Below are 23,437 nucleotides of genomic sequence, written 5' to 3' on the forward strand. Positions count from 1 at the left end.
GTGATGATACTAATTGCTAACTAATGCTAGTTCTTCAAAAGCTTTAATTGCTGCCTCGGCAACTTGAATATCATTTGGGACGCTACTGCCACTTACGCCGACAGCACCAATGACTTTTCCATCTTTAACGAGTGGGATTCCTCCACCAAAAACGACTATTCTTCCATTATTGGTTGTGTTTAAGCCAAATAGTTCAGCATTAGGAGTAGTGGCATTGGCTAATGCTGATGTTGGCATTTTTAATGCTACAGAAGTCCAAGCTTTGTTTTGAGCTATACTTATACTGGCTAACCAAGCGTCATCCATACGATGAACAGCAAGTAAATTTCCACCTTCATCTACAATAGAGATTACCATAGATAGATTAAGGTTATTTGCTTTTTGTTCTGCTGCGGCAATTAAATGCTTTGCTAATTTTAAAGTTAATTTATTCATGAGAATCCTCCTATTAATTCTTAAAATATAATGGATTGTTACACTAGTTCTTGATCAATCTTAAGGATGCTTTGTAACATTAGGTTACCGGCTTTTTCAATGTCATCAGCATGACTATATTCTTCTGGACAATGACTTTTTCCATCAATACTTTTAACGAAAATCATGACTGACTTTGATATTGTTGACATATGTGCAGCATCATGTACGGCCATGCTCGAGAAAGTCATATATGGTTCTGACATCTCCTGTGCTGTTTTCTGGAGGATGTGAACAAGGTCGTAATCTAAGTCAACCGGTTTTTGATTTAGGAAAACTTCCTGGTGAACGTTTACTTTTCTTTTTTTAGCGATGGATTGCCAACTTTCTTGAATTGTTTGTATCGCCTTCTCTATTTGTTCTTCTGAACTTCCTCTTATTTCAAAGATAAAGTTAACTAATCCGGGGATAATGTTCGCTGTATTTGGAGATACATTCAATGTACCGACCGTTCCGACGACACCATTGTCAATGTTATTACAATAACGTTCGATTGAAAGAATCATTTCTGCGGTAGCTGTTAGTGCATCTTTCCGATCTTCCATCAATGTTGTTCCAGAGTGATTCGATTCTCCATTCACTTTTACCTTACTTCGATACGTCCCAACCACTTTATCTATTACTGCCACGGCAATGTTATTTCTTTCTAATCTCTTACCTTGTTCGATGTGAAGTTCAATAAACACCTTTTTACTTTTTCGCATTTCCTCCATTTTTGCAAATTGATTAAGATCCCCGCCAACTTTTTTAAGTTCCGAATGAAGTGAATTTCCTTTTGTGTCATAGATATTCTGTAATTTGTCAGCTGTTAAGCTCCCCACAAATGATCGACTACCAAAAGTGGATAGATTAAAATCGTTTGTTTCTTCTGCAGTAAAAGAGACAATTTCAAGATCATGATTCAGCGTGATATTATGGTCAATCATTGTTTGTATTATTTCTTTTGCCATAAGAACACCTAAGGGTCCATCATATTCCCCCCCATTGGGAACAGAATCTAAATGGGAGCCGATAACAATGCTGCCTTTTTTCTTTTGATTGCCTTTTTTTATTCCCCATATATTGGCGGCACCATCTATGTTTACTTCTAATCCAATGCTTTCTAATTCTTGGATTAATAAAGTACGTACATCGTGGTCAGCTATAGAGAAACTGGGTCGTGTCACACCACCTTGAAGGGTTTTCCCATATTGTGCATATTTATGGATATCAGACAATAATCTATTACTATTTATCTGAACATCTACTTTGTTTGTAAAATTCCTCAAGTGTTTCACCTGCAATTCTCATAATCTATTTATCACCGATTACACCGTAGGAAGGGGCTTGTTCTGGTTGAATTGCTCTTGTTTTATAGTCTTCTGCTTGATGTTTATAAATATCCCATAGCTTTTTTAAATCTTTAAGAGGATGGTCGCTGTCATCGACACGTAAGTCTATATAAGCAAAAGGGATATCCGGTAGATAAACAAGAAGGGCGATGGAGCGTTCTTGATCTAACTCACCCCCCAAGTCAAAACCAACTTCAAGTGATGCTATTAAGCGATCGGCTAGAGAAAGATCTGTCCTTTTTATAAAGTAATTCCCCATTGCTGTTGGTATCACCGCATCACTTAAAAGATTACCAATACATGCAACGTTGTTTGCAAAAAATTCCCCGTGAATCCCAAGGGCCTTTTCACCAGTAAACACACTAGCTTCGCCATGAGAGTCTACGACAGCTAGTTGTCTAAACTCTGGAAAATCCGAGGCTGTTTTCATTGTTCGAATTGCGGCCTGTGCATTATAACCTTGCTCTAAAGTAGAAAGTCCAATGTCTGCTAGACGAGGGTCTGTTACATTTTGGGTTAGTACTATTCCTACATTCGATTTAATCCAAGGACATCTGGCTCCAACAGCTGGACTACTTGAGGTAACGATAGCGCCTAAAGCGTTTGTAGACTCACAACGTCCTGCAATTGAAAATGTGCTAGTTATTTTCATGGGAAATCTCCCTTCCAATAAAAGTAGGAAATGATTACTTCTTTTTTATTCGTAAGTTCTATAAAATTTTTCTATTACTATTCTTTATCGTTAATTACAGCTTCAACATCAATTTCTACCAACATTTCTGGAAGTGCTAGACCTTGAACGACAAGGCCAGTACTAACTGGATACACACCTTTAAAGTGTTTGGCAATCACACTGTATACTTCTTTTCGATAAGAACGATCTGTTACATAGGTAGTTAGTTTACATACATCTTCCATCTTTCCGCCAGCTTCTTCAAGAAGCTGTTTTATACAGCGACAGGCGTTTTCTGTTTGTTCAACAACATCATTTTCTCCATGGAAATTACCTTCTAAATCAAAAGCTGTTTGACCTCTCATATAAATATGATTTCCAGCACGGACGACCATACTAAATTCATTTGTAACATGGTGAGATTCTTCACCCATGTGGGAAGGATAAAATTTATTTGTCTCGAATTTATGGTAACGTTTAATTTCCATTTGATATTCTCCTTTCGGTTTTCAGAGGCTATAAGTTTTTATGGGGTAATGCGTAAAAGTATCCCATCCAAGCAAATTTTGAGCTTGAGAATATTGACCTTCTTTTAATAGCTGACGGATACGTGATGAAGATATCATTTTATTATCTATACATTTAAGAGGAGGTAGAACTTCTACTCTAAAATAGCGTCCTAAAACGTCATTATTGCCTTTTCGATCTTTACCGAACACAAAGTTAGGTCCTTCCCATATTTCAATTGGATGAAGTCGTTTTAATTCTTCAATAAATATGGGAACTTCCTGTCTAGTAAAAGCCTCGTTAAATTTTCCGATTATGACATGCTCAGCTCCTAAATGTTCAAGGAGCTGAAGTTTTTCTTCTAACGTAGTTAAAAGTGAACAATCGGTAAAATAGACTTTCGGAGGTGGATCAAAGGTATATACAACAAAGGGAACGCCAAGTTTTTTGGCGCGTTCTTTTGCTTTGTTTAATAGTAATTGGTGCCCTTTATGGATACCGTCTAGCGCACCAATAGTAAGAATGGATTCGGGAAGCTTGATATTGCCTGAATCATGAATTTCCACTGGACACCGTCTCCTTTCGGATCCCATTCGATTTCTAGGCGCTAGTCACGGGGATAGAGGGGTTTAAGTCTGCAGCATTACGAACTAGTTCACGTTGTTTCTCCATATCGAAATTAGTGAAAGCTGCCAGTTGTTGTGCGAATGGAGGACTTTGAGCAAATAGTTCAAAGGTTGTTCTGTGACCTGCATAAGAGGAATTTAATAAGTCTCTCGCAAAGTACAATAATTTTCCTCTTTCTTGTGCACCCCAATCACCCACAGCATAATATTCATCGATATAATCTTTGATGACGGGATCAGACATAGTATTGTAGTCCGGTGTAACAGCTAATTGGCCGCCTACTAGTTCTCTAGTTAAATGTGCCATGGCAGGGAATTGTGATAAAGCGAATACTCTACCGTTATATAGGAGTGATTGATTTGGCATCATTAATCCGCCTGGACTTTGTTCTGCATTTGCGACAGCTGCTGTTAGAAAAGCATTGATTCCTTCTCTATAGCCGATTAGTTGAGAGAGTTTTTCTTTTACTGCTTGCAATTGTGTGAGCCCTGTTTGTTCTACATTTAATGCAGCTGTCCCAATTAAATAATCAGCTCTTCGCAACATTCTAAGGACGTAGTTAAAAGCTGAGTAACGATGTAGCGTGGAACGGATATAGGCAGCAGATGCTAATGAGCGATGAAATAAGACATTTTCCCAAGGGATTAGGACGTGATCAAAAATGAGTAATGTGTCGATTTCTTCAAATTTTGTAGAGATTGGATAGTCTGTAGGGTTTTTATCTTGACCAAGAGAGGTACGACAAATATGTTTTAATCCAGGAGAGCCCATGTCGCAAATGAAGCCGCATGCAAAAGGTGCCATTGTATCTTCACCGGCATTCCAATCTAATATAGTGGGTTTGACGAAAGCTTGATGAGCATAGGCCGCAGCAGTCTCAAATTTAGCACCTTTGACGACAATCCCCTTATCATTTTCTTCCACGACATGAAGTAGTGTACCGCCATTTTTTCCAGCAAATAATTTACTTCTATCCCCTTTGGGATCTGTATTGGCTGATACATGGAATAAATCTTTTCTTGCTACACGATCGATATGGTATTCGATATTTTTAGCATAGGCCGGATCAATTTCATTCAATTTATCCTTAGCATCGTATAATGACCACATTTCGCCAATTGTTTCATCACCGACTCGATAAACAACTCCACCAAGGTCATCAAGAATGGTTTCCACATGTGTGCGGATGGCTGATAAATCATCTTTTGTCTTTGGGGCTTTGTACGCCCGTGATACTATTTCACCGTCTTCTAATGTAGTGGTTAAGATGTTTTTATGATGTGGCTCATATGCCATGTCATACATTCTGGCTTTTACATCAACAATTGGTTTAAATGCTGGATGTTCAGCTACGTTTGTAACCTTATCACCATTTATGAAGACTTCACGGCCGTCATGTATAGATTCTTTGTAATCTTTTCCTGTCATTAAAGTCATACTGTCTCCTCCTTCGATTTAAAAGTTTCTAGTTTTAGATGTGTAAATTCACCAAATTGACCTTTAAGATAGAGTAATGGATTTTCTGTTATTGCCTTAGCTGAATGAACTTTTCCTAAAAAGACAGAATGTGTACCTCCAGTCATCTCCTTATACAATTGACATTCAATTTGAGCTACTACGTTAGGAAAAAGAGGATTCCCCAAATCGCTATATGAGTATACAAGGTCTTCAAACTTGTCAGTATTGGCTTTTGAGAATTTTAATGCTAATTCTCCTTGCTGTTTTCCTAAAATATGAACATTAAACGATCCGGCCTCCATAATTGCTTTTTGTGTTCCAGTATTTTGATTGACACAAATGAGAAGCATGGGAGGATCCAATGATACGGAACAAACAGCGCTGGCTGTTAGACCGTAATCTTTTTTATTATGCCGTACTGTAATAATAGAAACACCAGTAGCAAAATTACTTATTATGGGTCTAAAAGTTTCGGAAGTAACTGTGCCTGTTGCTTGGTTAGTACTCATATACGTTTTCACCACTCTCTCCATTTATAATCAATTTAGGAATAATTCTCTAATTGTTCCTAAATTAAATATATAAAATTCTGAAAATACAGTCAATATAATTCGTGTTAAGTTTTTTATTTATTATATGTTATAAAATCTAACAAAAAAATTTCATGTGTTACAAAATGTTACAAAATACAATTGACAAAGTAGGTTTGAAGAAGTATAAATAATTTAAGATTATTTCCTTTTATGTACCAATATTAGGATATATGCTCTGTGAAGTATGCATTACCAGTATTTATAGCCTAGTTGTAAGGGAGGTAGTTTATTTTCCTGTTATTTATTTAATGTTATAAAATATTACATGATTAGAGTGACGCTAGTTAATACAGTTCAACCTTCTCTGTATATCAACTATAGTAAAAAATGGTTTCCTGGTCGGTGGATTTCCTTTTACGAATGATTTAATTTAGGGGGGAGATGAAAGAATGAAAAAATCTTTTCTATTCATAACATTGCTTGTATTCCTGCTAATTAGTGCCGGTTGTCAATCTAGTAGCTCTTCAGCAGAAAAAAAGACTGAAAATTCAGTTAAAAATAAAGAGGAGCTTACTATCGCTTTCTCAACGTGGGTTGGGTATGCTCCTTTCTATATTGCAGAGGAAAAAGGATTTTTTAAAAAAAATGGTGTGAATGTTAAGATAACGCGGATCGAAAGCTCATCAGATCGTTTGAGTGCATTAGCAGCTAATAGAATACAAGGAATTGGTGGAACGATTGATTCTCAGGTAGTAGCTGCGGCACGTGGTATCCCACTAGTGCAAGTAATTAGTACGGAAGAATCAAGTGGTGGTGATGGTATTGTGGCCAAGAAAGAGATTAAAAATTTTAAAGATTTAAAAGGTAAGAAGGTCGCTGTACAGACAGATGGAGGAGCTAGTTTCTTTTGGTTTAATTATTTGCTGAAACAAGAAGGCATGAGCATGAGTGATATGGATATCCAAAGTATGAGTAGTGGCGATGCGGGTGCAGCGTTTATCGCAAATAAAGTAGATGCAGCTATTACTTGGGAACCGTGGTTAACGAATGTAAAGAATACAGATTTTGGCCATGTGTTAATGACTAGTTCAGAAACACCTGGAATCATTGCTAGTTCCTTTGCTCTTCATCAAGATTATGTAGATGAAAATCCAGAGCAGGTAAAAGGTTTTGTGAAATCTTGGTTCGATGCCATTGAATACTTCAAGAAAAATGAAGAAGATGCTATTACGATAATGGCAAAAGCCATGGGACAAACTGATGGGGAGTTTAAGGAAGCTTTAAGTGGCGTTACTTTATACGATAAAGAGAAAGCGCGCGAATACGTTGGTACAAAAGAAAATCCAGGTCAACTGTACGAATTAACAAAATTGGGCGCTGAATTATGGACAGAACAAAAGATTATTGATAAAGAGCCGAACATTGAAGATTTAATAGATTATTCTTTTATTGATTGAAGGAGGTGGTAAACATGCAAAGGAACAAGATCTTGGACATGGATACTGTCATATTAGAGGAATCTGTGAAGACGAAAAAGAAAAAAAAGAAGAGATTACGTTATTTTGAACCGCAGAAACCGATACCAAAAAGCTTATATTTCAAATTGACCATGAGTAGCTTCATCTTATTGCTAGGCATCTGGTCTTTATTAACCTATACAAATATTGTAGATGCACTGTTTTTACCAACACCCACAAGCATTATAACCTCTGGTATTACTCTTTTTACACAATTTAACTTTATAAATGATATCTTCGTAACGTTTAGTCGGGTACTTGTAGGATTTGGATTAGCGTTACTAATTGGTGTCCCCCTTGGCATCTTCGTGGGAAGCTATAAAGTAGTAGAAGCCTTTTTTGAACCCATCATTTCATTTGTGCGTTATATGCCTGTTTCAGCATTTATACCCCTCTTCATCTTATGGATTGGTGTAGGTGAATTGGAAAAAATATCCGTAATCTTTTTTGGTAGTATCTTTTCCATTGTGTTAATGGTTGCAGTAGAAGTTAGTGGTGTTCGCCGGGAATTATTAGAAGCTGCGTATACACTGGGATCTTCTAATATAGGTGTTTTACGATCCGTCATATTGCCAGCCTCGATGCCCGGTATTTTAGATGCAATTCGCCTCGTTTTAGGATGGGCATGGTCCTATATCATAGTTGCTGAATTAATTGCGACGGCTTCAGGTATTGGTAGTGTCATCATTGAATCACAAAGGATGTTTCGAATTGGCAATATCATTTTTGGGATATTAACAATTGGTATGCTTGGACTACTATCGGATTTAATCTTGAAATTTTTTGGTAAAAAAATGTTTTCTTGGAATTACGGGAGGTGAGGAGCTATATGGAGATTTTAGTGGATGTAAAAGATGTTAGAAAAGTGTATGAAGGAACTGGTAAGAAACCCGATGTCCTCGCTGTAGATACCATTAACTTAAAAATAATCAAAAATGAATTTATTACAATTTTAGGACCTTCTGGTTGTGGGAAATCGACATTGTTACGGATGATTGGAGGTTTAGAAGAACAAACAGAAGGTGCAATCTACTTGCAAGGGGAAGAAATTATTGGACCTTCTGCTAATCGAGGGATGGTGTTTCAGGCGTATTCCTTGTTCCCTTGGCTCAACATAGAAGAAAACATTCAATATGGTTTAAAGATCAAAGGGATGGATCCTCAGGGAAGAAAAGATATTACCAAACGATATATTGAGCTAGTAGGCTTACAAGGTTTCGAGCATCACTATCCAAAACAATTATCAGGAGGGATGCAACAACGTGTGGCTATTGCTCGTGCCCTTGCAAATGACCCCGAAATCTTACTACTAGATGAACCATTTGGGGCACTTGATAATCAAACGAGGTTAATTATGCAAGAGCTACTCCTTGAAATATGGGAGAAAACACATAAAACGATTTTATTCATTACACATGATGTAGAAGAAGCCATTTTCCTTGGTAGTCGTGTTATCACAATGACATCAAGACCAGGAAGCATTAAAGCAGATATTCCGATAAATTTAGAGCATCCTCGTTCTTATAAGATAAAAACAGAAAGAGAATTTCTTATTTTAAAAGGACAACTGACAGAATTAATTCGAGATGAAAGTTTGAAAGCAATGGAATTAGAAGTTAAATAATAAGGAGGAATATACATGGTAACGAAAGAGGATTTTATGGTTGAGTTTAATCAAATTAAAAACGAGCTTAAGGAACATGCACACGTGCGGGCTTTGGAATTTTGGACAAGGGAAGATCTTTCGCATGAGGAAGTATTTGAAGCGATTAGGGAGAGAGATTGGCTTGAAATGCAGTATGTTATATTCCTCGGAACAGAGATCATTAAATATTGGAACGAGTTTGATAGAGAAATTGTTACAGCTTTATGCAGACATATGCTAGAGGAAGCTAATCATTATGAAATTCTTAGTCGTGTTTTAGAAAAACATGGTTATGAAGCACCTGTTGCAACTTCAGAATTGAACAAAGGGTGGGAGGAAATACATTGGGCAGCCCTTGAGAAAGATGCAGTTTGTGCGATTGCTGTTTGGAATTGCTCAGAGACATCCACGACAACTACACATGACATCGTCATTGAAAGTTGCAGACGGATTGGTTTGGAGGATTTAGCGAAGTGTTATGAAAAGATAAAAAAGGATGAAAATTTCCATGTGGGATTAGGAGAAACCATCATTGCAAAGTACATGGTTACAGAAGAACAAATTATAAACGCAACGGAAGGAATTCGTAGTTTTCGAGATGAAATGATGAAGTTTTATAATGATATTTATGAAACCAATAATCAAACTGTTTGAGAATTTTTAAATACTAAGTAACTCTAAATGGTTCGATCTGTTAAAACCCTTTAGGTATAAATAATATGAAAAGGGGAAATGTGTATGTCGAATGTTACGTATTTAAATCCCAAAACGTTTGAAAATATGGAAGCAGAACGTAAGCATCGGAAAGAAAGACTTGCAGGTGCTTTTCGACTGTTCTCTAATTTTGGTTTTAGTGAAGGTGTGGCAGGACATATTACTGTACGAGATCCAGAATATACAGATCATTTTTGGGTAAATCCGTATGGGAAGCATTTCAGTGAGATTACTGTATCTAATTTGATTCTTGTAAATGAAAATGGTGATATTGTGGAAGGAGAAGAATCATTAAATGGAGCAGCATTTGCTATTCACTCTGAAATTCATAAAGCTAGACCAGATGTTATAGCTGCAGCACATGCACACTCTTTATATGGAAAAACGTGGGCTTCTTTTGGAAGATTATTAGATCCAATCTCTCAAGATGCGTGCCAGTTTTACAACGATCACGCGCTCTTTGATGACTATACAGGATTAGTGTATGAAACGGAAGAAGGGAAGCGCATTGCAGAAACATTAGGCAAGTATAAGGCGCTCATCCTAAGAAGTCATGGCTTACTTACGGTGGGGCATTCTGTTGATTCAGCAGCTTGGTGGTTTATTACAATGGAACGATTGTGTCAGTCGCAAATATTAGCAGAATCAGTTCAAAAGCCAATATTGATTGATGAAAAAAGTGCGTTAATAGCTGCTGAGCAGACGGGAACAGAGTATGAAGGATGGCTTAATTTCCAACCTTTATGGAACAAAATAGTAAAGGAGGAACCTGATTTATTGTTGTAAAGTAAGTTTCGTAAAAATGGTGTGTTTTTAATTTTTTTGTATATTTTGGTATAATAATTTAAATGAGAAGGCTTCTTTCTAAATGTATTTCAAGTAATATTGATATACATTCAAGAGAGGGTGCCTTTTTTAACTATAATGACTATGTGAATGTTGATATACATAATCATTAGAGGAAGGCAGGGAAAGAAAATTGATAACAAGAGCCGGGATAGTTGGTCCATCTAGTACAGTAAAAATGGTAGTAGAACTTGCAGAGGATTATAAGGACCGTTTACAGGTCATTCCTTTTATTTATAAGAATCCTGAAGAAACAACATCCATAATACAACAAAAACAAAGTGAAGTGGATATTTGGGTACTTGGTGGACCAGTTCTTTATCCTTTTGTAAGAGCAAGTGGGTCTAACCAACCTTTTTTCGTTCTTCAATTGGATGGTGCGAGTTTGACAAAGGCAATGATTGAAATCGGTTATAGTGATAAGCGACATTTGCAAAATATGAGTATAGATATTATTCCTAAACGTGATGTATATGAGACTTTTGAGGATCTTAATTTGTCGAGTCAATCTATTTATTCTCAGGAATTTCATGAGGGTACTTCTATAGAAGAGCTAATTGATTTTCATAAAAAATTATATAACGAAAATAAAGTAGATACTTGTTTAACATGTTTGTATGCTATTTTTGAAAATTTACAATCGGAAGATATACCTTCATATTGGATCACACCTACACGTACTAATATTCGTGAAACATTGACAAATGCGATTCAATATTGGGAAACGAAGTATTTTAAGGAATCTCAAATTTCCGTTATTTTGATTAAGATTACTGATGGAGCAGAAAATGATAAACTTACATTATCTTATAATCAGCATCGATTGAATTTACAATTACAGTCAGTCATTGTTAATTTTTCCGAATCTCTTTCAGGTTCAATTGTAAATCTTGGAATGGGTAGCTTTATCATTTTTTCAACGAGAGGCTCTTTACAGGAGTCATCAGAACATGTAGTAGATTTATTGGATAAGGTCTCATTAGTAACCGACTATCCTACACATATTGGTATTGGATATGGTGATACAGCATTAGCAGCAGAGAAGCACGCAAGAATAGCCTTACTTAATGCGCAAAAGTATGCTCCTTTTTGTGCATTTCTTGTTGACGATCAAGGAATGATAGAGGGACCTCTTCAGGAACAGGAAAGCATCTCTTTTAGTTATAGAGTAGAAGACCGAGAAATGAGTGGGAAACTTAAACTGTGTGGAGTGACAATTACTACATTTAATAAGATATTGTCAGTGCAAAAAAGAACAGGTAATCATTCTATAACAGCATCACTTCTTTCAGAATGGCTAAAAATGACCCCAAGAAATGCACGACGTATACTTAATAATTTAGTAGAACAAGATATGGCTGAAATAATTGGTGAAGAAGCTCCAATATCGAAAGGACGACCAAGGAAGATATATAGGATTAATAGTATATAAACTATAATTTTTTTAATGATTTTGTAGTATTTTAAAATTAAATTTTCAAAACTACTAGGCTACTTGAAGAAAGTCGAACTTTATATTCTCTTCTTACTCCTTTCATATATAAGAGTGCCCCGGCAAATCGTCGGGGGTAAATGTCTGGAAAAAACAGAAATAAAAATGCGATTTAGTAAAAACGAATTGGAGAAAGAAAAGCTGCTTATACCGTACGAGGCAACAATTCCAGAATCGTTTGAGATAAATGCAAAAGGAATAATGGGATATATTTTCAAGAGAAAGGGAAAAGTTACAACAGTTAATGTCTTATTATTTTTGAAATGTTTCCTGTTTATTGAAGCCTAGATTCAATCAGTATCATTCAGAGAACCCTCTCCACCCTCTCCATAATTTTTATCCACATTATAATCGTTTACTGTTACTCTCAAAAACTCATGTACTTCCCCTATATGGACTCCCAATGATTTAACTTCCACCATTAGTTCAATCCACTCTACGTCAAGTTTTTTTCTTATCATCTTTTTATATCCCCCATAGGTGCTTCGTTGATCTTCGTTTATAGAACAATTCCTTTACTGTGTTAAAGCGAAAGAACAAAAATTCCCTTTAGAAATGATATCATTAATTTTGTTGGTAATAAAGTCCTGATGCTTTTGAAATTAGATAAACTAATCCCATTTTGAAAATCGCAAGGATGAATGGAAATTAATTACATAATAAATGATAAACCTTGATTTATCAGGGTTTAATTTGGACTTATTACTTGGCAATACATGTAATTGTCATAGATATCACAATCATAAATATTACATATATGATACTATTTACATAGTAAGAAAGTCGTGTATCGTTTATTCTATTCGAATGTACATAAATAGGAGTGTATAAAATATGAAATCATTGAAAAAGACACCTATTGAATTACTAAGCTATTTACAATTAACCGACGCAGTCATCATTACGGACAGCAATCATGTCATTTTAGATGTTAACAAGGAGTATGAATCGACCACGGGGTATTCAAGTGAATCGATTACAGGATTAAGAGCGGGTTTCCTAAAATCCAGACTAACCCCGCAATCTACCTATACCTCATTAAAATGTGCTTTGAAAGAAAAAAATCTTGGTCGGGTGTATTAATCAATAGAAAGAAGTCCGGTGAGTTTTGGCATTCTTCGATATCAATCACTCCCTTTGATTGTAAAGGGAGTATACATTACGTAGGGATATTTCGGGAGTTGGAACAATTACAGCAGGGGGTTTATATCCCGGAAGTTAAGAAAGTAGAAGTACAAAGGGATTTATTAAGGGTCCTTGCCTTTTCCTGCGAAATCCGAGATCCGGACATCGAAGACCATTTGCTAAGAGTGCAGCAATTAACAGAACGGTTAGTACAGGCTCATAATACGAAGAATCAATTGGGGATAAAACCGAAATTTATTTATGACATTATACATTCCAGCATTTTGCATGATATAGGAAAAGCAAGTGTTCCAGAAGGGATATTATATAAACCGGGAGCTCTGACCACTTACGAAAGAAAAATAATCGAAATGCATCCAATGATGGGAGTGGATATTTTAAACAGGATATCTGGGGGATTCAACTATGAGTTCATAGAAAGTTTGGCTGTTGCTGAGAATATCATTCGATATCATCATGAAAAGTGGGATGGGACGGGGTACCCCGATAGCTTACAGGGAGATGAGATTCCATTCGAGGCAAGGGTCGTAGCAATCGTGGATGTTTTCGACGCTTTAACGAGCCGGAGACCTTATAAAGAGCAATGGAAGATCCAGGATGCCTTAACGTTTATCTTGGAACAAAAGGGCAAGCATTTCGATCCATTACTGGTGGAGACCTTCATTCAATTGTTCAATGGTGAGCCTCAACAATGAGTAATATAAGACACGTTTATGATGGGCACCTTTTTGTAAGAAATGATGTTTGAGGAATTTTCCTGGAAGGTAATCTATTGAACCACAATTAAAAACGGCTACAAAGGGGAGATTCTTCAATGATCAAGCTAATGAAAACGAAGAAAAAAGTGAATGATGTCAATTATGAGAAATTCAGCAATGAAGTGGGTATACATTTAAAAAAATATATAAAAATAGAAACTCAGATTGAAATGATTCAATTAACGCACCACGATCTTTGTATTATTCGTTCACTTCAACCGATCGTAAAAGCTCATATAGTGGAGATTGTTGATAATTTCTATAAAAACTTGGAAAAAGAAGACTCTTTGATGCACATAATAAACAATCAAAGTACGATTGACCGACTTAGGAAAACGCTACAAAAGCATATCTTTGAAATGTTCAGTGGCGTAGTTAATGATGAGTTCGTTAATCAACGCTATATCATCGCCCATGTGCACGCGCGTATAGGTTTGGAACCGAAATGGTATATGTGCGCTTTTCAAAACTTGCTTCACTCCCTTATCGAAATCTTGTTCCCGATGATGAGCAGTTTAAAGGAATACAATGAAGTCACTCTTGCGGTGACGAAGATTCTTAATTTGGAACAGCAGATAGTATTGGAAGCATATGAGCTGGAAAATGAAAACATCAGAACGCAGGTTGTGGAAGAAAAACGAGCCATCATGCAAAAAGTAAGCCGGAATGCAGAGGAATTGGCTGCTATAAGTGAAGAGGCAGAAAGTTCTACGCATAACATTGTAGAAAAAGTGGGGGATATCCACACTATATCTGAATCTGTCTGTAATGTAGCAATGGCTACGGAGGATAAATCGAAGATAGGGGTCCTACGGCTGAATAAGATTGGAAAAGGGATGGATAACGCGAAACTAAATATGGAACAACTCTCGGACGACATGAAGGAGTTGTCCGTGATATCACAGGAAATCAACCGCATTGTAGCGATGGTCACTTCGATAGCGAATCAGACCGATCTTCTTGCCTTGAATGCGGCGATTGAAGCTGCCAGGGCAGGTGAACATGGCAGAGGGTTTGCCGTTGTGGCGGGTGAAGTACGTAAATTGGCCGAAAGTACAAAGAATTCCGTTGCCGAAGTATCGAGATTGATCAATAATATTAGCAATCATACCAAGGTGATGACGTCATCAATCTCCACTGTCAATGAAAATATCACGACAAGTAACAAGGAGAACAAAGAAATAGGATTATTTTTTAATGAAATCGTGGAATCCATGACCATGGTTAAAGAACGGAATGTAGGTATTGCGAAAGAGATGACTGACCTTCATGCATATATAGAAGGAATCAGCCAATCGTTTGTACAGGTGACTATCACTTCAGAACAACTAACAGAACTGACAACCCATTTGTAAGTTTTAGTGTTACGGAAGCAAACTTTTCAAGGCATGAGTTCTCTATTGAATTGAATTCATGTCTTTTTGTTGTCTTGTTAGGGATTGCATTTAACAAGCCATAAAGTTGGTTATCCTATAATTACCTGAAATCAATAAAAAATAATTGAAATTCCCTTATTCGTTTCAAAAGTTTATTGTTTTGAATTTAGTAATCAGCCTGTATACAAGACTAATAGATTGGAAAGAATGGATATATGTAGATTTATAAAAGGAGGCTGAAAAGAAAGATGGAAAGGAAAATGGTGCTATTAGCAGATTTTATCCAGGATGATCGATTTGAATTAACCTACTACTTGGCATATATTTTCAATCAAACTACGGAGTTTCCTCCAAGTAATAAATTCGATCTTTTTGTAAAGTAAGGGTTTAAATAACGGGAGAAGAAAACTCTATATCTTAACATGCGAAGGTACAGGTGAATCGGAGAGATGCAATTTTTCTATTGGGAAGGTAATATTGAATGCTTAAGAGCATAAGGAACCGAATGGTTCTAGAACAATATACTGGATTTGACCTTCACCAAATTTTTTGGGTCCCCTTAGAGAGGTCTTTCTTTGTTTGTTACCCCAATTACTAACGGTAACTATATATTTGTTTTCGAAAAACATGGTTATGCTGATATTAAAACAAATTTGAGTAAAAGCATCACTGTTCCAAGAACAATAGATATAAGAATGAAGGTTTGGTATACTATTCGTATTATCATTAGGGAGTGTGACTTATGAAAACAGAGATGTTTCAAAGTATTCAAGAATTCCTAATAAGCAAAGTCAACCCTTCCTTTATTATCATATTCGGTTCTTACGCCAAAAACACGATACATAAGGATAGTGACATTGATGTGGCGTTTTACAGTCAGGATTCCCTACATTCTACATATGACCTATTTTTAATGGCACAGGAATTGGCAGATCATTTAAAAATGGATGTGGACTTGGTCAATCTACGTACAGCATCTACCGTCTTTCAGGCACAGATATACACGACAGGCACTGTAATTTATTCGAAAGATGATAATCTCCTCAAAAATCAACAAATGACTGCCCTTAGCATGTACGCTAAATTAAACGAGGAACGCGAAAATATCCTAAAAACAATAGCGGAAAGTGGGTTCATTTATGAAAAATGATGTGATTTTAAACAAAATCAGTGTTATAGAGCGCTGTATAAACCGTGTAACTGATGTATATGCTGACAATCCAGATAATCTTAAGGATTATACCAAACAGGATTCCATTATCCTTAATATTCAACGGGCGTGTGAATCATCCATCGATTTGGCTATGCACATTGTAGCTGATCAAAGGCTGGGGCTACCTCAAACAAGCAGAGACGCATTTGATATGTTACAGGTGCAATCGATTATTGATAAAGACATAGCCAAGCGCCTAAAAGCTATGGTTGGATTTAGAAATATTGCGGTACATGATTACCAAACCATCAATTTAGACATTTTAAACCAAATTGTAGTAAATCACCTCGGAGATTTCACTGATTTCACAAAACAAATCCTGAATAACTAATAGTGAAGTTACGTGAGATACAAAATACGAGTCTTTCTTATAAATACGAATAAAGATGCGATAAGGAATAACAAGTTTTTAATTCAAGTGAATCTTCCAAATTTGCCATTGAAGATGTAAAAGTTAAATATTGAGGCTAGTATTATCCACTAAGTTAAACTTCCTATTTAATTTAAATAGTTAACGTTGCCTGATTCAATAAACTTGAATATATAAGAATAATCTTCTAAGGAGTCCTCTCTAAGTAATAAACCCAATTTTTCTGTTAATTGGACGCTTGTTGGATAATGGGGAAAAAACTTATACCTTAATAGGCGAGTGTTATCAATGGAGAGGTAATATTAAATGCTTAAGAGCATAAGGAACGGAACAGAAAGTATGTGGATCTTCACTTAATTAGGGCATCCTTTTGGAGCCTTTTTTCGTTTTACCAAGACTATTAGAATCAAGTGATTATTATTCGCAACAGATTACAGTAATAAGAATAAACGATTCATATCGTTAAACATAAACCTCGTTAGAATATATAATTCCAAGCCATCAATACCTTTTTAGCTTATCTTTATCAATACTAAGACAAGATCTCTAATAAAATGCTAAATAGTAGAATAAAGAAATTAAATAGAGCAATTCACAAGCTTGCTCCTTTTTCAAAGGGATATTTATAGAAGAAGGTAAGTCTCAAATAGAAGTTTAGCATTTTGAAGGTATCATTGAAATTGACGAGATCATTTTCTATACTCTCAAAAAGGACAACATGGAATTACTGAATGCAAACCTTGCAAGCGTGGTGGAAATTCCAAACATAGTGGAATAAGCCACGAACAGCTATGTGTCCTCGTTGCCAGTGACCGAACAAAGCAACAGTATATAAAGTTGATTGTATGGGGCGTATTGTGAAGCCAAAAGTTGATGCACTGATTGCTTCTAAATGATTCATTGAAAACGTGCTAGTAACTGATGCGTGGAGAGCCTACAATACCCATGCAATAGAAAAGGGCTTAGAACACTATTCTAATCCAGACTTAAAGTATTATCCTATCTATTGCTATCAAACGGAAAATTCAAGTGGGAGTTGAAGTGGTAATGGCACTAATCGCTAGTTTATTTGAGGAAATCTAAAAAAAATAGAACTGTCCCAACAGACAATCGTGGTGCTGGCTCGTGGGTATCTCAACAATTAAGTGACTATCCCGATGGTACAAAGGTTTTATTCGTTGTAGAGTAATTTGAGTAAAGTTATGAGAGTCTTGCTACATTAGATTAAGGCTCTTTATTAAAAAAATCTGAAGACTGTATTCCTCTTTTATTTTTTATTAAGCTACCACTTGTTAAAACACACCAAAAAAGCACTCCTCGTGAGTGCCATTTTTCAATTTAGTGGTTGGAACTGGCCTTTAACCGTTCAGACTAATAAGCTGCTACATAGTAGAATAATATAGAGATAAGGAATGTGAAAGATAAGGTAAACCAAAAAGTGTTCTTCGTATAATCTTCATTATTTAATTTAATTTTTTGTAGTATAGCAATGAAATTTAGACATAAAATAATACACCATACTGGTGTAGTTAAAAATCCAAAAAAGTCTAAAAATATGTTCATAGAAGCAACCCCCCTTATCTAACAAAGATAAAGAAAGGATAGCATAAACTATCCTTTCTAAGCAGTATTAGGTGTTACCGAAGGTGAAACTATACTCAACATAGGTTTCATATCCAGATTGTAACCATTTTCTTGGAATATCCACAGAAACCGGCCCGATCGAAGCACTTACACAAGTTGTTTTTACATAAGCAGGTTCTCCTTTTTTGGATTTACCTACCCGCACTTCTCTCCTCATATTAATATTTTGATAGTCGCCGCCACCTAATTTTATAGTCACATAGTGACCGTAGGATTTCGGGCTTTTCATACTCAACATTTTGTCATCAAAAGTCCAAGTTGTACCACCTTTGCCGTCAGCAATCTCTTTTCCTTGATCCCAAAAACCTGAAAATGAGTCGGCTTTAGCAACAGCTTCCTCACTCCAAGCGGACCCTAAAACATCGGTCTTAGTGCTTAATGGTTTATCATTCGAATGAGCATTTGAAACGAACAAGTATTTATACTGAGTACTAGTGGAACCAAGATAAATCACTTGTTGGGTTAGCTCCATATCACCCTTAACTTTTATTTTTATTCCGTCTTGAGGCAAAGCAGCCATTAAAGAGATTCCAGAATTTTGTTCCACTATTGACGGATATACATTCTCGATTTCTAAAGGGGCTCCTGTTGCTTCATTAGTATGTTTTTAGATCTTCAATTTTCTTTTGCATTATGAGTTCTTCATTCTCTTCGGTGTATACCGTTTTTGTATTTGAAATTATTGAAATGCAAGAGTGGATAATCAACGGCTTGCTTTTTTAATTCCAGTTTATTTAATTTTAGAAAATTCAATAGAAGGATTGTTACTAGTTACTCATATTACAAATTAGAGTGACTTTAGTTTTTAGTAGGATTGGTCAGTATAAACCAAAAGTAAACTGATAAGTAGGAATAAATATGGTAAATTAACATTAAGAAATTGATTCCCATAAGGAAGAAATGAGGAATATAAAATGGAAACATTAGGTGAAAGAATTAAACAAAAAAGAAAGGAACTCGGTCTTAGACAAGAAGATTTATCAGGACCTTTCCTTAGTCCAGCAATAATAAGTTTAATTGAAAGAGGAAAATCAAATCCTTCGTTAAAGACCTTAGAAATCATTGCTTCAAAATTAGGAGTGAATGTAAATTATTTGGTTGATGGAGATATGGTCATGATTAGAAGTGAACCTGATCAAGCGTTAAACATATTGAAAAGATTAATCAGTAATGAAAAACTAATAGAGGCCAAGGAATTGTCCAATGATATTGGTAAAATGGAATTAAGTTTTGTAGAAAAGGGAATTTTTTATAAACTGGAAAGCCAAATCTGTATGGCTGATGGAGAATTCGAAATTGCCATAGAAAAATTAAATAATGCTCTCCTTTATTTAACATTTCAGCAATTGGATGATTTTGTTGAAGTTTATTTTCTTAAATCTGAGTGTTACTTTAATACTTCAAATTACGATTTAGCTATCACAAATGCTTCAAATGGTTTATTGCTGTTAAATTCTAATTTTTCATCTATAGAAACATTATTAAAGTTGAAATTATTGTATATTCTTTCTTATGGGTATTGCCGAAAATATAAATTTAAAATGGGCTTATCAAAGATAAACGAAGCATTAATTTACATGAAAGAAACCAACTTTTCTTATTTAAAAGGAAAGTTTTATATGTTGAAAGGCTTAGCCCATCTTTATTTAGATGAATATAAAGATGGGATTGAATATTCACAACAAGCTTTGAGGATTTTACAAAAAGAAGGAGAACCTAATGATATTGCTGGATGCTATACCAATCAAGGCATTTTATTTAGGGAATGTGGAGATTACCAACAATCTTTAATTGAATTAAATAAAGCATTTAAGCTAGCTATTGACATTGGTAATACGAAACTAGAACGAAATACTTTATTCGAGATGTCGTTGACTTACTTGGAGTTGAAAAATTACGACAAGGCATTGGCAATGCTAAAAAACATTGTTAAAAGTTTTAAAGACACCGATCGAACTTTTGATATATCTATGAATATCAAGTGTATTCTTCTACAGTCTTTTATTAAAATAAAAACAAATGATTTGAAAGAGGCTCTGAGGTTGGCAAATGAAGCCGAATCTTTAGTTGCACATGGAGAAGAACAATTTGTATTAGCAAAAATATATACTTTGAAATCGAAAATTTTTAAAGAAAAGGGAGATATTGATAAGACTTTTGAGGTTATGACGAAAGCTTTGAATATATATGAAAAAGAAGATTCCCACGATATGATAAAGTTTTTTAATAAAATTTTATCATTTTAATCTATTGAGTTAAAGAACTCAATGAACCACAAAAGGCCTTTGAAAGTGGAATCTTTCGAAGGCCTTTTTAATATGCTCATTATTTTTAATGCAAATTAAACATTTTTGGCAGATTGTATATTAGATGGCCAAATTGGATCGTTTGTAACTGAAGTTTGATTACTTTTTACTTCTACATGATTAATTAAATTCGTGGATAGAAAAATTGCACTAGAAGAAATTATAACAATTAGACTTGCCCTTTTAATTTTTCTTAACATATAGCATTGACTCCTTTTTTTGTGAATGTATGGATAATTATTTCATTATATGAAAAAAATGTCAATATTAAATGAGTTTATTAATGTTATTGTATGGAATGGGGATTTTTAGAATGCATAAGCTTTGTATAATGGATAAATTCATTTGCAAACTCGATAAGTCTTTTCTTACATTCTGGAGATAGGTTATTGTCATTGATTTCTTTTGAACTAATGGCAAGTTGTTGAGGAATTACTAGTGCATGTAGGTTTCTAAATACTAATCGCAAGCCATTAAGGGTATTAGTCCCTGCTTTGATCCCACCACTGGAAGCGATCAAGCCAATTGGTTTATTTGAAAAAACATCTCCATTAAGATGATCAATAAAATTTTTAAGAGCTCCGGAATACCCACCATGATATTCTGGAGAACCGATGATGAATGCTTTTGTATTCATAAACTTAGTCAATATTTTTACTAAATCTTTATGTGGAGGAGTAGCCGGATTAAATAAAGGGAGATTCAAATTGTCAATATCTATTATTTCACTTGAAAGCCCTTCTCTTTCAAGCAATTTACTCATAAGTACTATTAGTTTTTTTGTATTTGAGTTTGGATTTAGACTCCCATTGATTAGTACAATATTACTCATTTTATCCCTCCTTAGCCTCATTTTAACAAATATTCTCTATATATTAACGTTAAAATATAAAAATATTTAATAAAATTAAAATATTTAAATTTTATGTTGTTTTTAAATATAATAAATGGTATATTTTTCTTGCAAGGGAAAATATTACATAATAGGAGGTGCTGAATCATGGAAGAATTAAACCTTGATGCATTCTTGTCTGATGTTGCTGCTGAAGAAATAGATGCACAGAGCTTAGAATTATCCCCAATCGCGGTTGCTTGGTAATTTCATTAGAAATCGATGTGCTTTTGCACATCGATTTCTTAAATTTTATAGGAAACAGGTGAAATGATGATTAGAATGCCCCTTAATTTGTTGCTAGATAGCGAAACTTCTTTGCAATCTTATTCCACCATAAATAGATTGTATGAGCATCTGAAGGAATTACTAGATACTGAAGTTTTCAATGAAACTTTTATAAAATATGCATCAGATCTTACTTCGGTATTTCATTATATAAATAACGAGAGACAAAACCCTGAATACACTGGACGTTTGGCTACACTGGAATTACAGGCAATAACTCTTCGACTAAGTAGACACCATATCAAAAGAGCAAAAACTATTGAAAACATAGCCAGATTTTTCGAGGGAGTTTTGGAGAGCACCTCTATAGAGCGAATCTCTTTTAATAAAGCTGAAATGATAGATCGTCCCTCCCTTATGGTTTTGAATCGTCTTGCTGGGCTTTTAAATAAGAAAAAAAATGCGGCGCTGATAACGTTTCATTTCTCAAAGGATGTATTTAAAACGAAGGATGAGCATTTTGCAATTCAAGCTAGAAGACAGGTCTTTGAGAAGATAAAGAGAATTGGGCATATCGAAATCTACAATCCTGATAATAACCAATTATTGTCCAAAGCGGATTATCCTTTGGAACAGAGATTATATGAACCACTTATCCTCGATTCAGCGATCATTGAACAAAATTTTGAATTAGCCCTCCTCATTCTAGATAAGACCCTCAATAATTCTTCAGAAAATAAAATTATAAGCAATCAGCTTGCTTATCGACATATAGGGGTCATTGAGGCGAATCTCGGTAATTTTGATAAAGCTATGTATTATTTTGAAAAGGCAATAGAAAATAGTCAAACGATACTTGAACTATCTAGAAATTCCTATATAAAAGGGTTGTGCCTAATTAAGAGGCTAAAAAAAGCTGAAGAAGGGTTAGCTATCATAAATAAAGCATATAAAGATATTTCAGATTATTCTGATGAAGACGATTTTCGTATTAAGCATGAAAAGGCTTGGTTAATGAATGGTCGTTCTTTGGCGAAAACTGTATTGGCCGCACGCAAGAATGAAAAGGAAAAGGCAGAAATTCTTGCAACACTAATCAAAGAGGAAATGACAGCATACAGATTAATCAGCAATGAATCAAATTTTCGATTGGTGTATCTAAAGTACAACTTACTAGCGAATATCGCATTTTTATTAGAGATTGCTGGTGAGTTTTCGAGAGCTATTCAATTCTGGGAACAAGCTTTTGCACCACTTTTAGCCAATGATGGTCAATTCAAAGAGGGTGAGAAAGCATTAACTTATCGGTTAGGACTATTACATATTAAACTATCAAAATTAGACCAGGCAGAACTGCTCTTACAAAGGGCATTAGATTTAACGAGAGAAGAAAACAACGACTTTCATCTTCATGGTGTACTGTATGGGCTTGGATATTTAAAAATTGTCAATCATGAATATGGTGAAGCACTACAGTTGTTTAGGGAAGGAAAAGAGGTTGCTGGGCGTTTAGATGATAGGGGCTCTATGAGTTTATTTGACAGGGCGTTGGACTACGCATATAGGAAGGAAAGTAACCATGACCTTGAATTTCCAAAAATAAAGTTAACCTCTTATATTCCTTATTTAGATCTATCTTTTGTGCCAGAAGTAGACTTAAATAAAGAATTAACGACATGAAGGAGCG

Annotated in this window: 24 protein-coding genes and 3 pseudogenes; 17 read left to right on the forward strand and 10 right to left on the reverse strand. The window is 35.1% G+C overall.

Translation table 11 applies throughout. From position 1 onward, the window contains the following. Positions 1-9 precede the first annotated feature (9 nt). From ACIQXN_RS16965 to ACIQXN_RS16995, 7 genes are all read right to left on the reverse strand, one after another. Positions 10-435, reverse strand: a complete 426-nt coding sequence (locus ACIQXN_RS16965) for a GlcG/HbpS family heme-binding protein (protein ID WP_402969145.1) — start codon at positions 433-435, stop codon at positions 10-12. 38 nt (positions 436-473) lie between these two features. Then, on the reverse strand, positions 474-1,742 hold the full coding sequence (locus ACIQXN_RS16970; RefSeq protein WP_402969148.1) for a Zn-dependent hydrolase: 1,269 nt from the start codon (positions 1,740-1,742) through the stop codon (positions 474-476). A gap of 25 nt (positions 1,743-1,767) precedes the next feature. Further along, the gene (locus ACIQXN_RS16975) at positions 1,768-2,457 is read right to left on the reverse strand and encodes a DUF1028 domain-containing protein (RefSeq protein WP_402969151.1); all 690 of its coding nucleotides are present in this window, start codon (positions 2,455-2,457) and stop codon (positions 1,768-1,770) included. Between the two features lie 77 nt (positions 2,458-2,534). Beyond that, the gene (locus tag ACIQXN_RS16980; protein ID WP_402969154.1) at positions 2,535-2,966 is read right to left on the reverse strand and encodes a RidA family protein; all 432 of its coding nucleotides are present in this window, start codon (positions 2,964-2,966) and stop codon (positions 2,535-2,537) included. Between the two features lie 21 nt (positions 2,967-2,987). Further along, positions 2,988-3,551, reverse strand: coding sequence for an FAD synthetase (locus ACIQXN_RS16985; RefSeq protein WP_402969158.1), 564 nt, complete (start codon positions 3,549-3,551; stop codon positions 2,988-2,990). Positions 3,552-3,585: 34 nt separating this feature from the next. After that, positions 3,586-5,049: a 4-hydroxyphenylacetate 3-hydroxylase family protein gene (locus ACIQXN_RS16990; RefSeq protein ID WP_402969161.1), complete on the reverse strand. Its 1,464-nt coding sequence runs from the start codon at positions 5,047-5,049 to the stop codon at positions 3,586-3,588. Further along, entirely contained in the window at positions 5,046-5,579 is a 534-nt protein-coding gene (locus ACIQXN_RS16995) for a flavin reductase family protein (protein ID WP_402969164.1), read from the reverse strand. The genes ACIQXN_RS16990 and ACIQXN_RS16995 overlap by 4 nt, the downstream gene beginning before the upstream one ends. A gap of 473 nt (positions 5,580-6,052) precedes the next feature. Between ACIQXN_RS16995 and ACIQXN_RS17000 the strand changes: the two genes are divergently transcribed. From ACIQXN_RS17000 to ACIQXN_RS17025, 6 genes are all read left to right on the forward strand, one after another. After that, the gene (locus tag ACIQXN_RS17000; protein ID WP_402969167.1) at positions 6,053-7,060 is read left to right on the forward strand and encodes an ABC transporter substrate-binding protein; all 1,008 of its coding nucleotides are present in this window, start codon (positions 6,053-6,055) and stop codon (positions 7,058-7,060) included. A 14-nt stretch (positions 7,061-7,074) separates the two neighbouring features. Further along, positions 7,075-7,941, forward strand: coding sequence for an ABC transporter permease (locus ACIQXN_RS17005; RefSeq protein ID WP_402969170.1), 867 nt, complete (start codon positions 7,075-7,077; stop codon positions 7,939-7,941). Between the two features lie 8 nt (positions 7,942-7,949). Further along, entirely contained in the window at positions 7,950-8,744 is a 795-nt protein-coding gene (locus ACIQXN_RS17010) for an ABC transporter ATP-binding protein (protein ID WP_402969173.1), read from the forward strand. Between the two features lie 15 nt (positions 8,745-8,759). Then, positions 8,760-9,419, forward strand: coding sequence for a hypothetical protein (locus ACIQXN_RS17015; protein WP_402969176.1), 660 nt, complete (start codon positions 8,760-8,762; stop codon positions 9,417-9,419). 84 nt (positions 9,420-9,503) lie between these two features. After that, positions 9,504-10,265 carry a class II aldolase/adducin family protein gene (locus ACIQXN_RS17020; RefSeq protein ID WP_402969179.1) on the forward strand — a complete coding sequence of 254 codons (762 nt, stop codon included), beginning with the start codon at positions 9,504-9,506 and terminating at the stop codon, positions 10,263-10,265. Positions 10,266-10,458: 193 nt separating this feature from the next. Beyond that, entirely contained in the window at positions 10,459-11,757 is a 1,299-nt protein-coding gene (locus ACIQXN_RS17025; RefSeq protein ID WP_402969182.1) for a hypothetical protein, read from the forward strand. A gap of 350 nt (positions 11,758-12,107) precedes the next feature. Here the strand turns inward: ACIQXN_RS17025 and ACIQXN_RS17030 are convergent, their stop codons facing one another. Further along, complete coding sequence (locus ACIQXN_RS17030; RefSeq protein ID WP_402969185.1) at positions 12,108-12,278, reverse strand: anti-repressor SinI family protein; 171 nt, start codon at positions 12,276-12,278, stop codon at positions 12,108-12,110. A 373-nt stretch (positions 12,279-12,651) separates the two neighbouring features. Here ACIQXN_RS17030 and ACIQXN_RS17035 point away from each other — a divergent pair, with 373 nt between their 5' ends. From ACIQXN_RS17035 to ACIQXN_RS17070, 9 genes and pseudogenes are all read left to right on the forward strand, one after another. Beyond that, on the forward strand, positions 12,652-12,900 hold the full coding sequence (locus ACIQXN_RS17035) for a PAS domain S-box protein (protein WP_402969188.1): 249 nt from the start codon (positions 12,652-12,654) through the stop codon (positions 12,898-12,900). A gap of 98 nt (positions 12,901-12,998) precedes the next feature. Next, positions 12,999-13,658, forward strand: coding sequence for an HD-GYP domain-containing protein (locus tag ACIQXN_RS17040; protein WP_402969191.1), 660 nt, complete (start codon positions 12,999-13,001; stop codon positions 13,656-13,658). A 131-nt stretch (positions 13,659-13,789) separates the two neighbouring features. Continuing rightward, positions 13,790-14,317, forward strand: a pseudogene (locus ACIQXN_RS21570) (protoglobin domain-containing protein); the annotation flags it as partial. Positions 14,318-14,578: 261 nt separating this feature from the next. Further along, the gene (locus ACIQXN_RS21575; protein WP_483878345.1) at positions 14,579-15,076 is read left to right on the forward strand and encodes a methyl-accepting chemotaxis protein; all 498 of its coding nucleotides are present in this window, start codon (positions 14,579-14,581) and stop codon (positions 15,074-15,076) included. A 269-nt stretch (positions 15,077-15,345) separates the two neighbouring features. Next, positions 15,346-15,480: a hypothetical protein gene (locus ACIQXN_RS17050; RefSeq protein ID WP_402969197.1), complete on the forward strand. Its 135-nt coding sequence runs from the start codon at positions 15,346-15,348 to the stop codon at positions 15,478-15,480. A 359-nt stretch (positions 15,481-15,839) separates the two neighbouring features. After that, a complete protein-coding gene (gene mntA, locus ACIQXN_RS17055; protein WP_402969200.1) occupies positions 15,840-16,247 on the forward strand; it encodes a type VII toxin-antitoxin system MntA family adenylyltransferase antitoxin in 408 nt (135 codons plus the stop codon). Then, the gene (gene hepT, locus ACIQXN_RS17060; RefSeq protein ID WP_402969204.1) at positions 16,237-16,641 is read left to right on the forward strand and encodes a type VII toxin-antitoxin system HepT family RNase toxin; all 405 of its coding nucleotides are present in this window, start codon (positions 16,237-16,239) and stop codon (positions 16,639-16,641) included. Before mntA ends, hepT begins: the two co-directional genes overlap by 11 nt. 700 nt (positions 16,642-17,341) lie before the next feature. Further along, positions 17,342-17,714 (forward strand): annotated as a pseudogene (locus ACIQXN_RS17065) (IS1595 family transposase); the annotation flags it as partial. 65 nt (positions 17,715-17,779) lie between these two features. After that, positions 17,780-17,869 (forward strand): annotated as a pseudogene (locus ACIQXN_RS17070) (NucA/NucB deoxyribonuclease domain-containing protein); the annotation flags it as partial. 441 nt (positions 17,870-18,310) lie between these two features. Here ACIQXN_RS17070 and ACIQXN_RS17075 read toward each other — a convergent pair. After that, complete coding sequence (locus tag ACIQXN_RS17075) at positions 18,311-18,844, reverse strand: hypothetical protein (RefSeq protein WP_402969207.1); 534 nt, start codon at positions 18,842-18,844, stop codon at positions 18,311-18,313. A 394-nt stretch (positions 18,845-19,238) separates the two neighbouring features. On the opposite strand from ACIQXN_RS17075, the gene ACIQXN_RS17080 reads away from it, so the two are divergent. Then, entirely contained in the window at positions 19,239-20,570 is a 1,332-nt protein-coding gene (locus ACIQXN_RS17080; protein WP_402969209.1) for a helix-turn-helix domain-containing protein, read from the forward strand. Positions 20,571-20,916: 346 nt separating this feature from the next. Here ACIQXN_RS17080 and ACIQXN_RS17085 read toward each other — a convergent pair whose 3' ends face one another. After that, a complete protein-coding gene (locus ACIQXN_RS17085; RefSeq protein WP_402969212.1) occupies positions 20,917-21,462 on the reverse strand; it encodes an NADPH-dependent FMN reductase in 546 nt (181 codons plus the stop codon). Positions 21,463-21,792: 330 nt separating this feature from the next. Between ACIQXN_RS17085 and ACIQXN_RS17090 the strand changes: the two genes are divergently transcribed. After that, positions 21,793-23,430: a hypothetical protein gene (locus ACIQXN_RS17090; RefSeq protein ID WP_402969215.1), complete on the forward strand. Its 1,638-nt coding sequence runs from the start codon at positions 21,793-21,795 to the stop codon at positions 23,428-23,430. Positions 23,431-23,437 lie beyond the last annotated feature (7 nt).

The organism is Peribacillus sp. NPDC097295 (genome assembly GCF_044761665.1).
In the GTDB taxonomy this organism is placed as follows: domain Bacteria; phylum Bacillota; class Bacilli; order Bacillales; family DSM-1321; genus Peribacillus.

Excerpts from the sequence above, each read along its gene's own strand:
- ACIQXN_RS16965 (WP_402969145.1), bottom strand. The coding sequence starts at position 435 with ATGAATAAATTAACTTTAAAATTAGCAAAGCATTTAATTGCCGCAGCA.
- ACIQXN_RS16975 (WP_402969151.1), bottom strand. The coding sequence starts at position 2,457 with ATGAAAATAACTAGCACATTTTCAATTGCAGGACGTTGTGAGTCTACA.
- ACIQXN_RS16980 (WP_402969154.1), bottom strand. The coding sequence starts at position 2,966 with ATGGAAATTAAACGTTACCATAAATTCGAGACAAATAAATTTTATCCT.
- ACIQXN_RS16990 (WP_402969161.1), bottom strand. The coding sequence starts at position 5,049 with ATGACTTTAATGACAGGAAAAGATTACAAAGAATCTATACATGACGGC.
- ACIQXN_RS16995 (WP_402969164.1), bottom strand. The coding sequence starts at position 5,579 with ATGAGTACTAACCAAGCAACAGGCACAGTTACTTCCGAAACTTTTAGA.
- ACIQXN_RS17000 (WP_402969167.1), top strand. The coding sequence starts at position 6,053 with ATGAAAAAATCTTTTCTATTCATAACATTGCTTGTATTCCTGCTAATT.
- ACIQXN_RS17005 (WP_402969170.1), top strand. The coding sequence starts at position 7,075 with ATGCAAAGGAACAAGATCTTGGACATGGATACTGTCATATTAGAGGAA.
- ACIQXN_RS17010 (WP_402969173.1), top strand. The coding sequence starts at position 7,950 with ATGGAGATTTTAGTGGATGTAAAAGATGTTAGAAAAGTGTATGAAGGA.
- ACIQXN_RS17015 (WP_402969176.1), top strand. The coding sequence starts at position 8,760 with ATGGTAACGAAAGAGGATTTTATGGTTGAGTTTAATCAAATTAAAAAC.
- ACIQXN_RS17020 (WP_402969179.1), top strand. The coding sequence starts at position 9,504 with ATGTCGAATGTTACGTATTTAAATCCCAAAACGTTTGAAAATATGGAA.
- ACIQXN_RS17030 (WP_402969185.1), bottom strand. The coding sequence starts at position 12,278 with ATGATAAGAAAAAAACTTGACGTAGAGTGGATTGAACTAATGGTGGAA.
- ACIQXN_RS17035 (WP_402969188.1), top strand. The coding sequence starts at position 12,652 with ATGAAATCATTGAAAAAGACACCTATTGAATTACTAAGCTATTTACAA.
- ACIQXN_RS21575 (WP_483878345.1), top strand. The coding sequence starts at position 14,579 with ATGGAACAACTCTCGGACGACATGAAGGAGTTGTCCGTGATATCACAG.
- ACIQXN_RS17050 (WP_402969197.1), top strand. The coding sequence starts at position 15,346 with ATGGAAAGGAAAATGGTGCTATTAGCAGATTTTATCCAGGATGATCGA.
- mntA (WP_402969200.1), top strand. The coding sequence starts at position 15,840 with ATGAAAACAGAGATGTTTCAAAGTATTCAAGAATTCCTAATAAGCAAA.
- hepT (WP_402969204.1), top strand. The coding sequence starts at position 16,237 with ATGAAAAATGATGTGATTTTAAACAAAATCAGTGTTATAGAGCGCTGT.
- ACIQXN_RS17075 (WP_402969207.1), bottom strand. The coding sequence starts at position 18,844 with ATGGCTGCTTTGCCTCAAGACGGAATAAAAATAAAAGTTAAGGGTGAT.
- ACIQXN_RS17080 (WP_402969209.1), top strand. The coding sequence starts at position 19,239 with ATGGAAACATTAGGTGAAAGAATTAAACAAAAAAGAAAGGAACTCGGT.
- ACIQXN_RS17085 (WP_402969212.1), bottom strand. The coding sequence starts at position 21,462 with ATGAGTAATATTGTACTAATCAATGGGAGTCTAAATCCAAACTCAAAT.
- ACIQXN_RS17090 (WP_402969215.1), top strand. The coding sequence starts at position 21,793 with ATGATGATTAGAATGCCCCTTAATTTGTTGCTAGATAGCGAAACTTCT.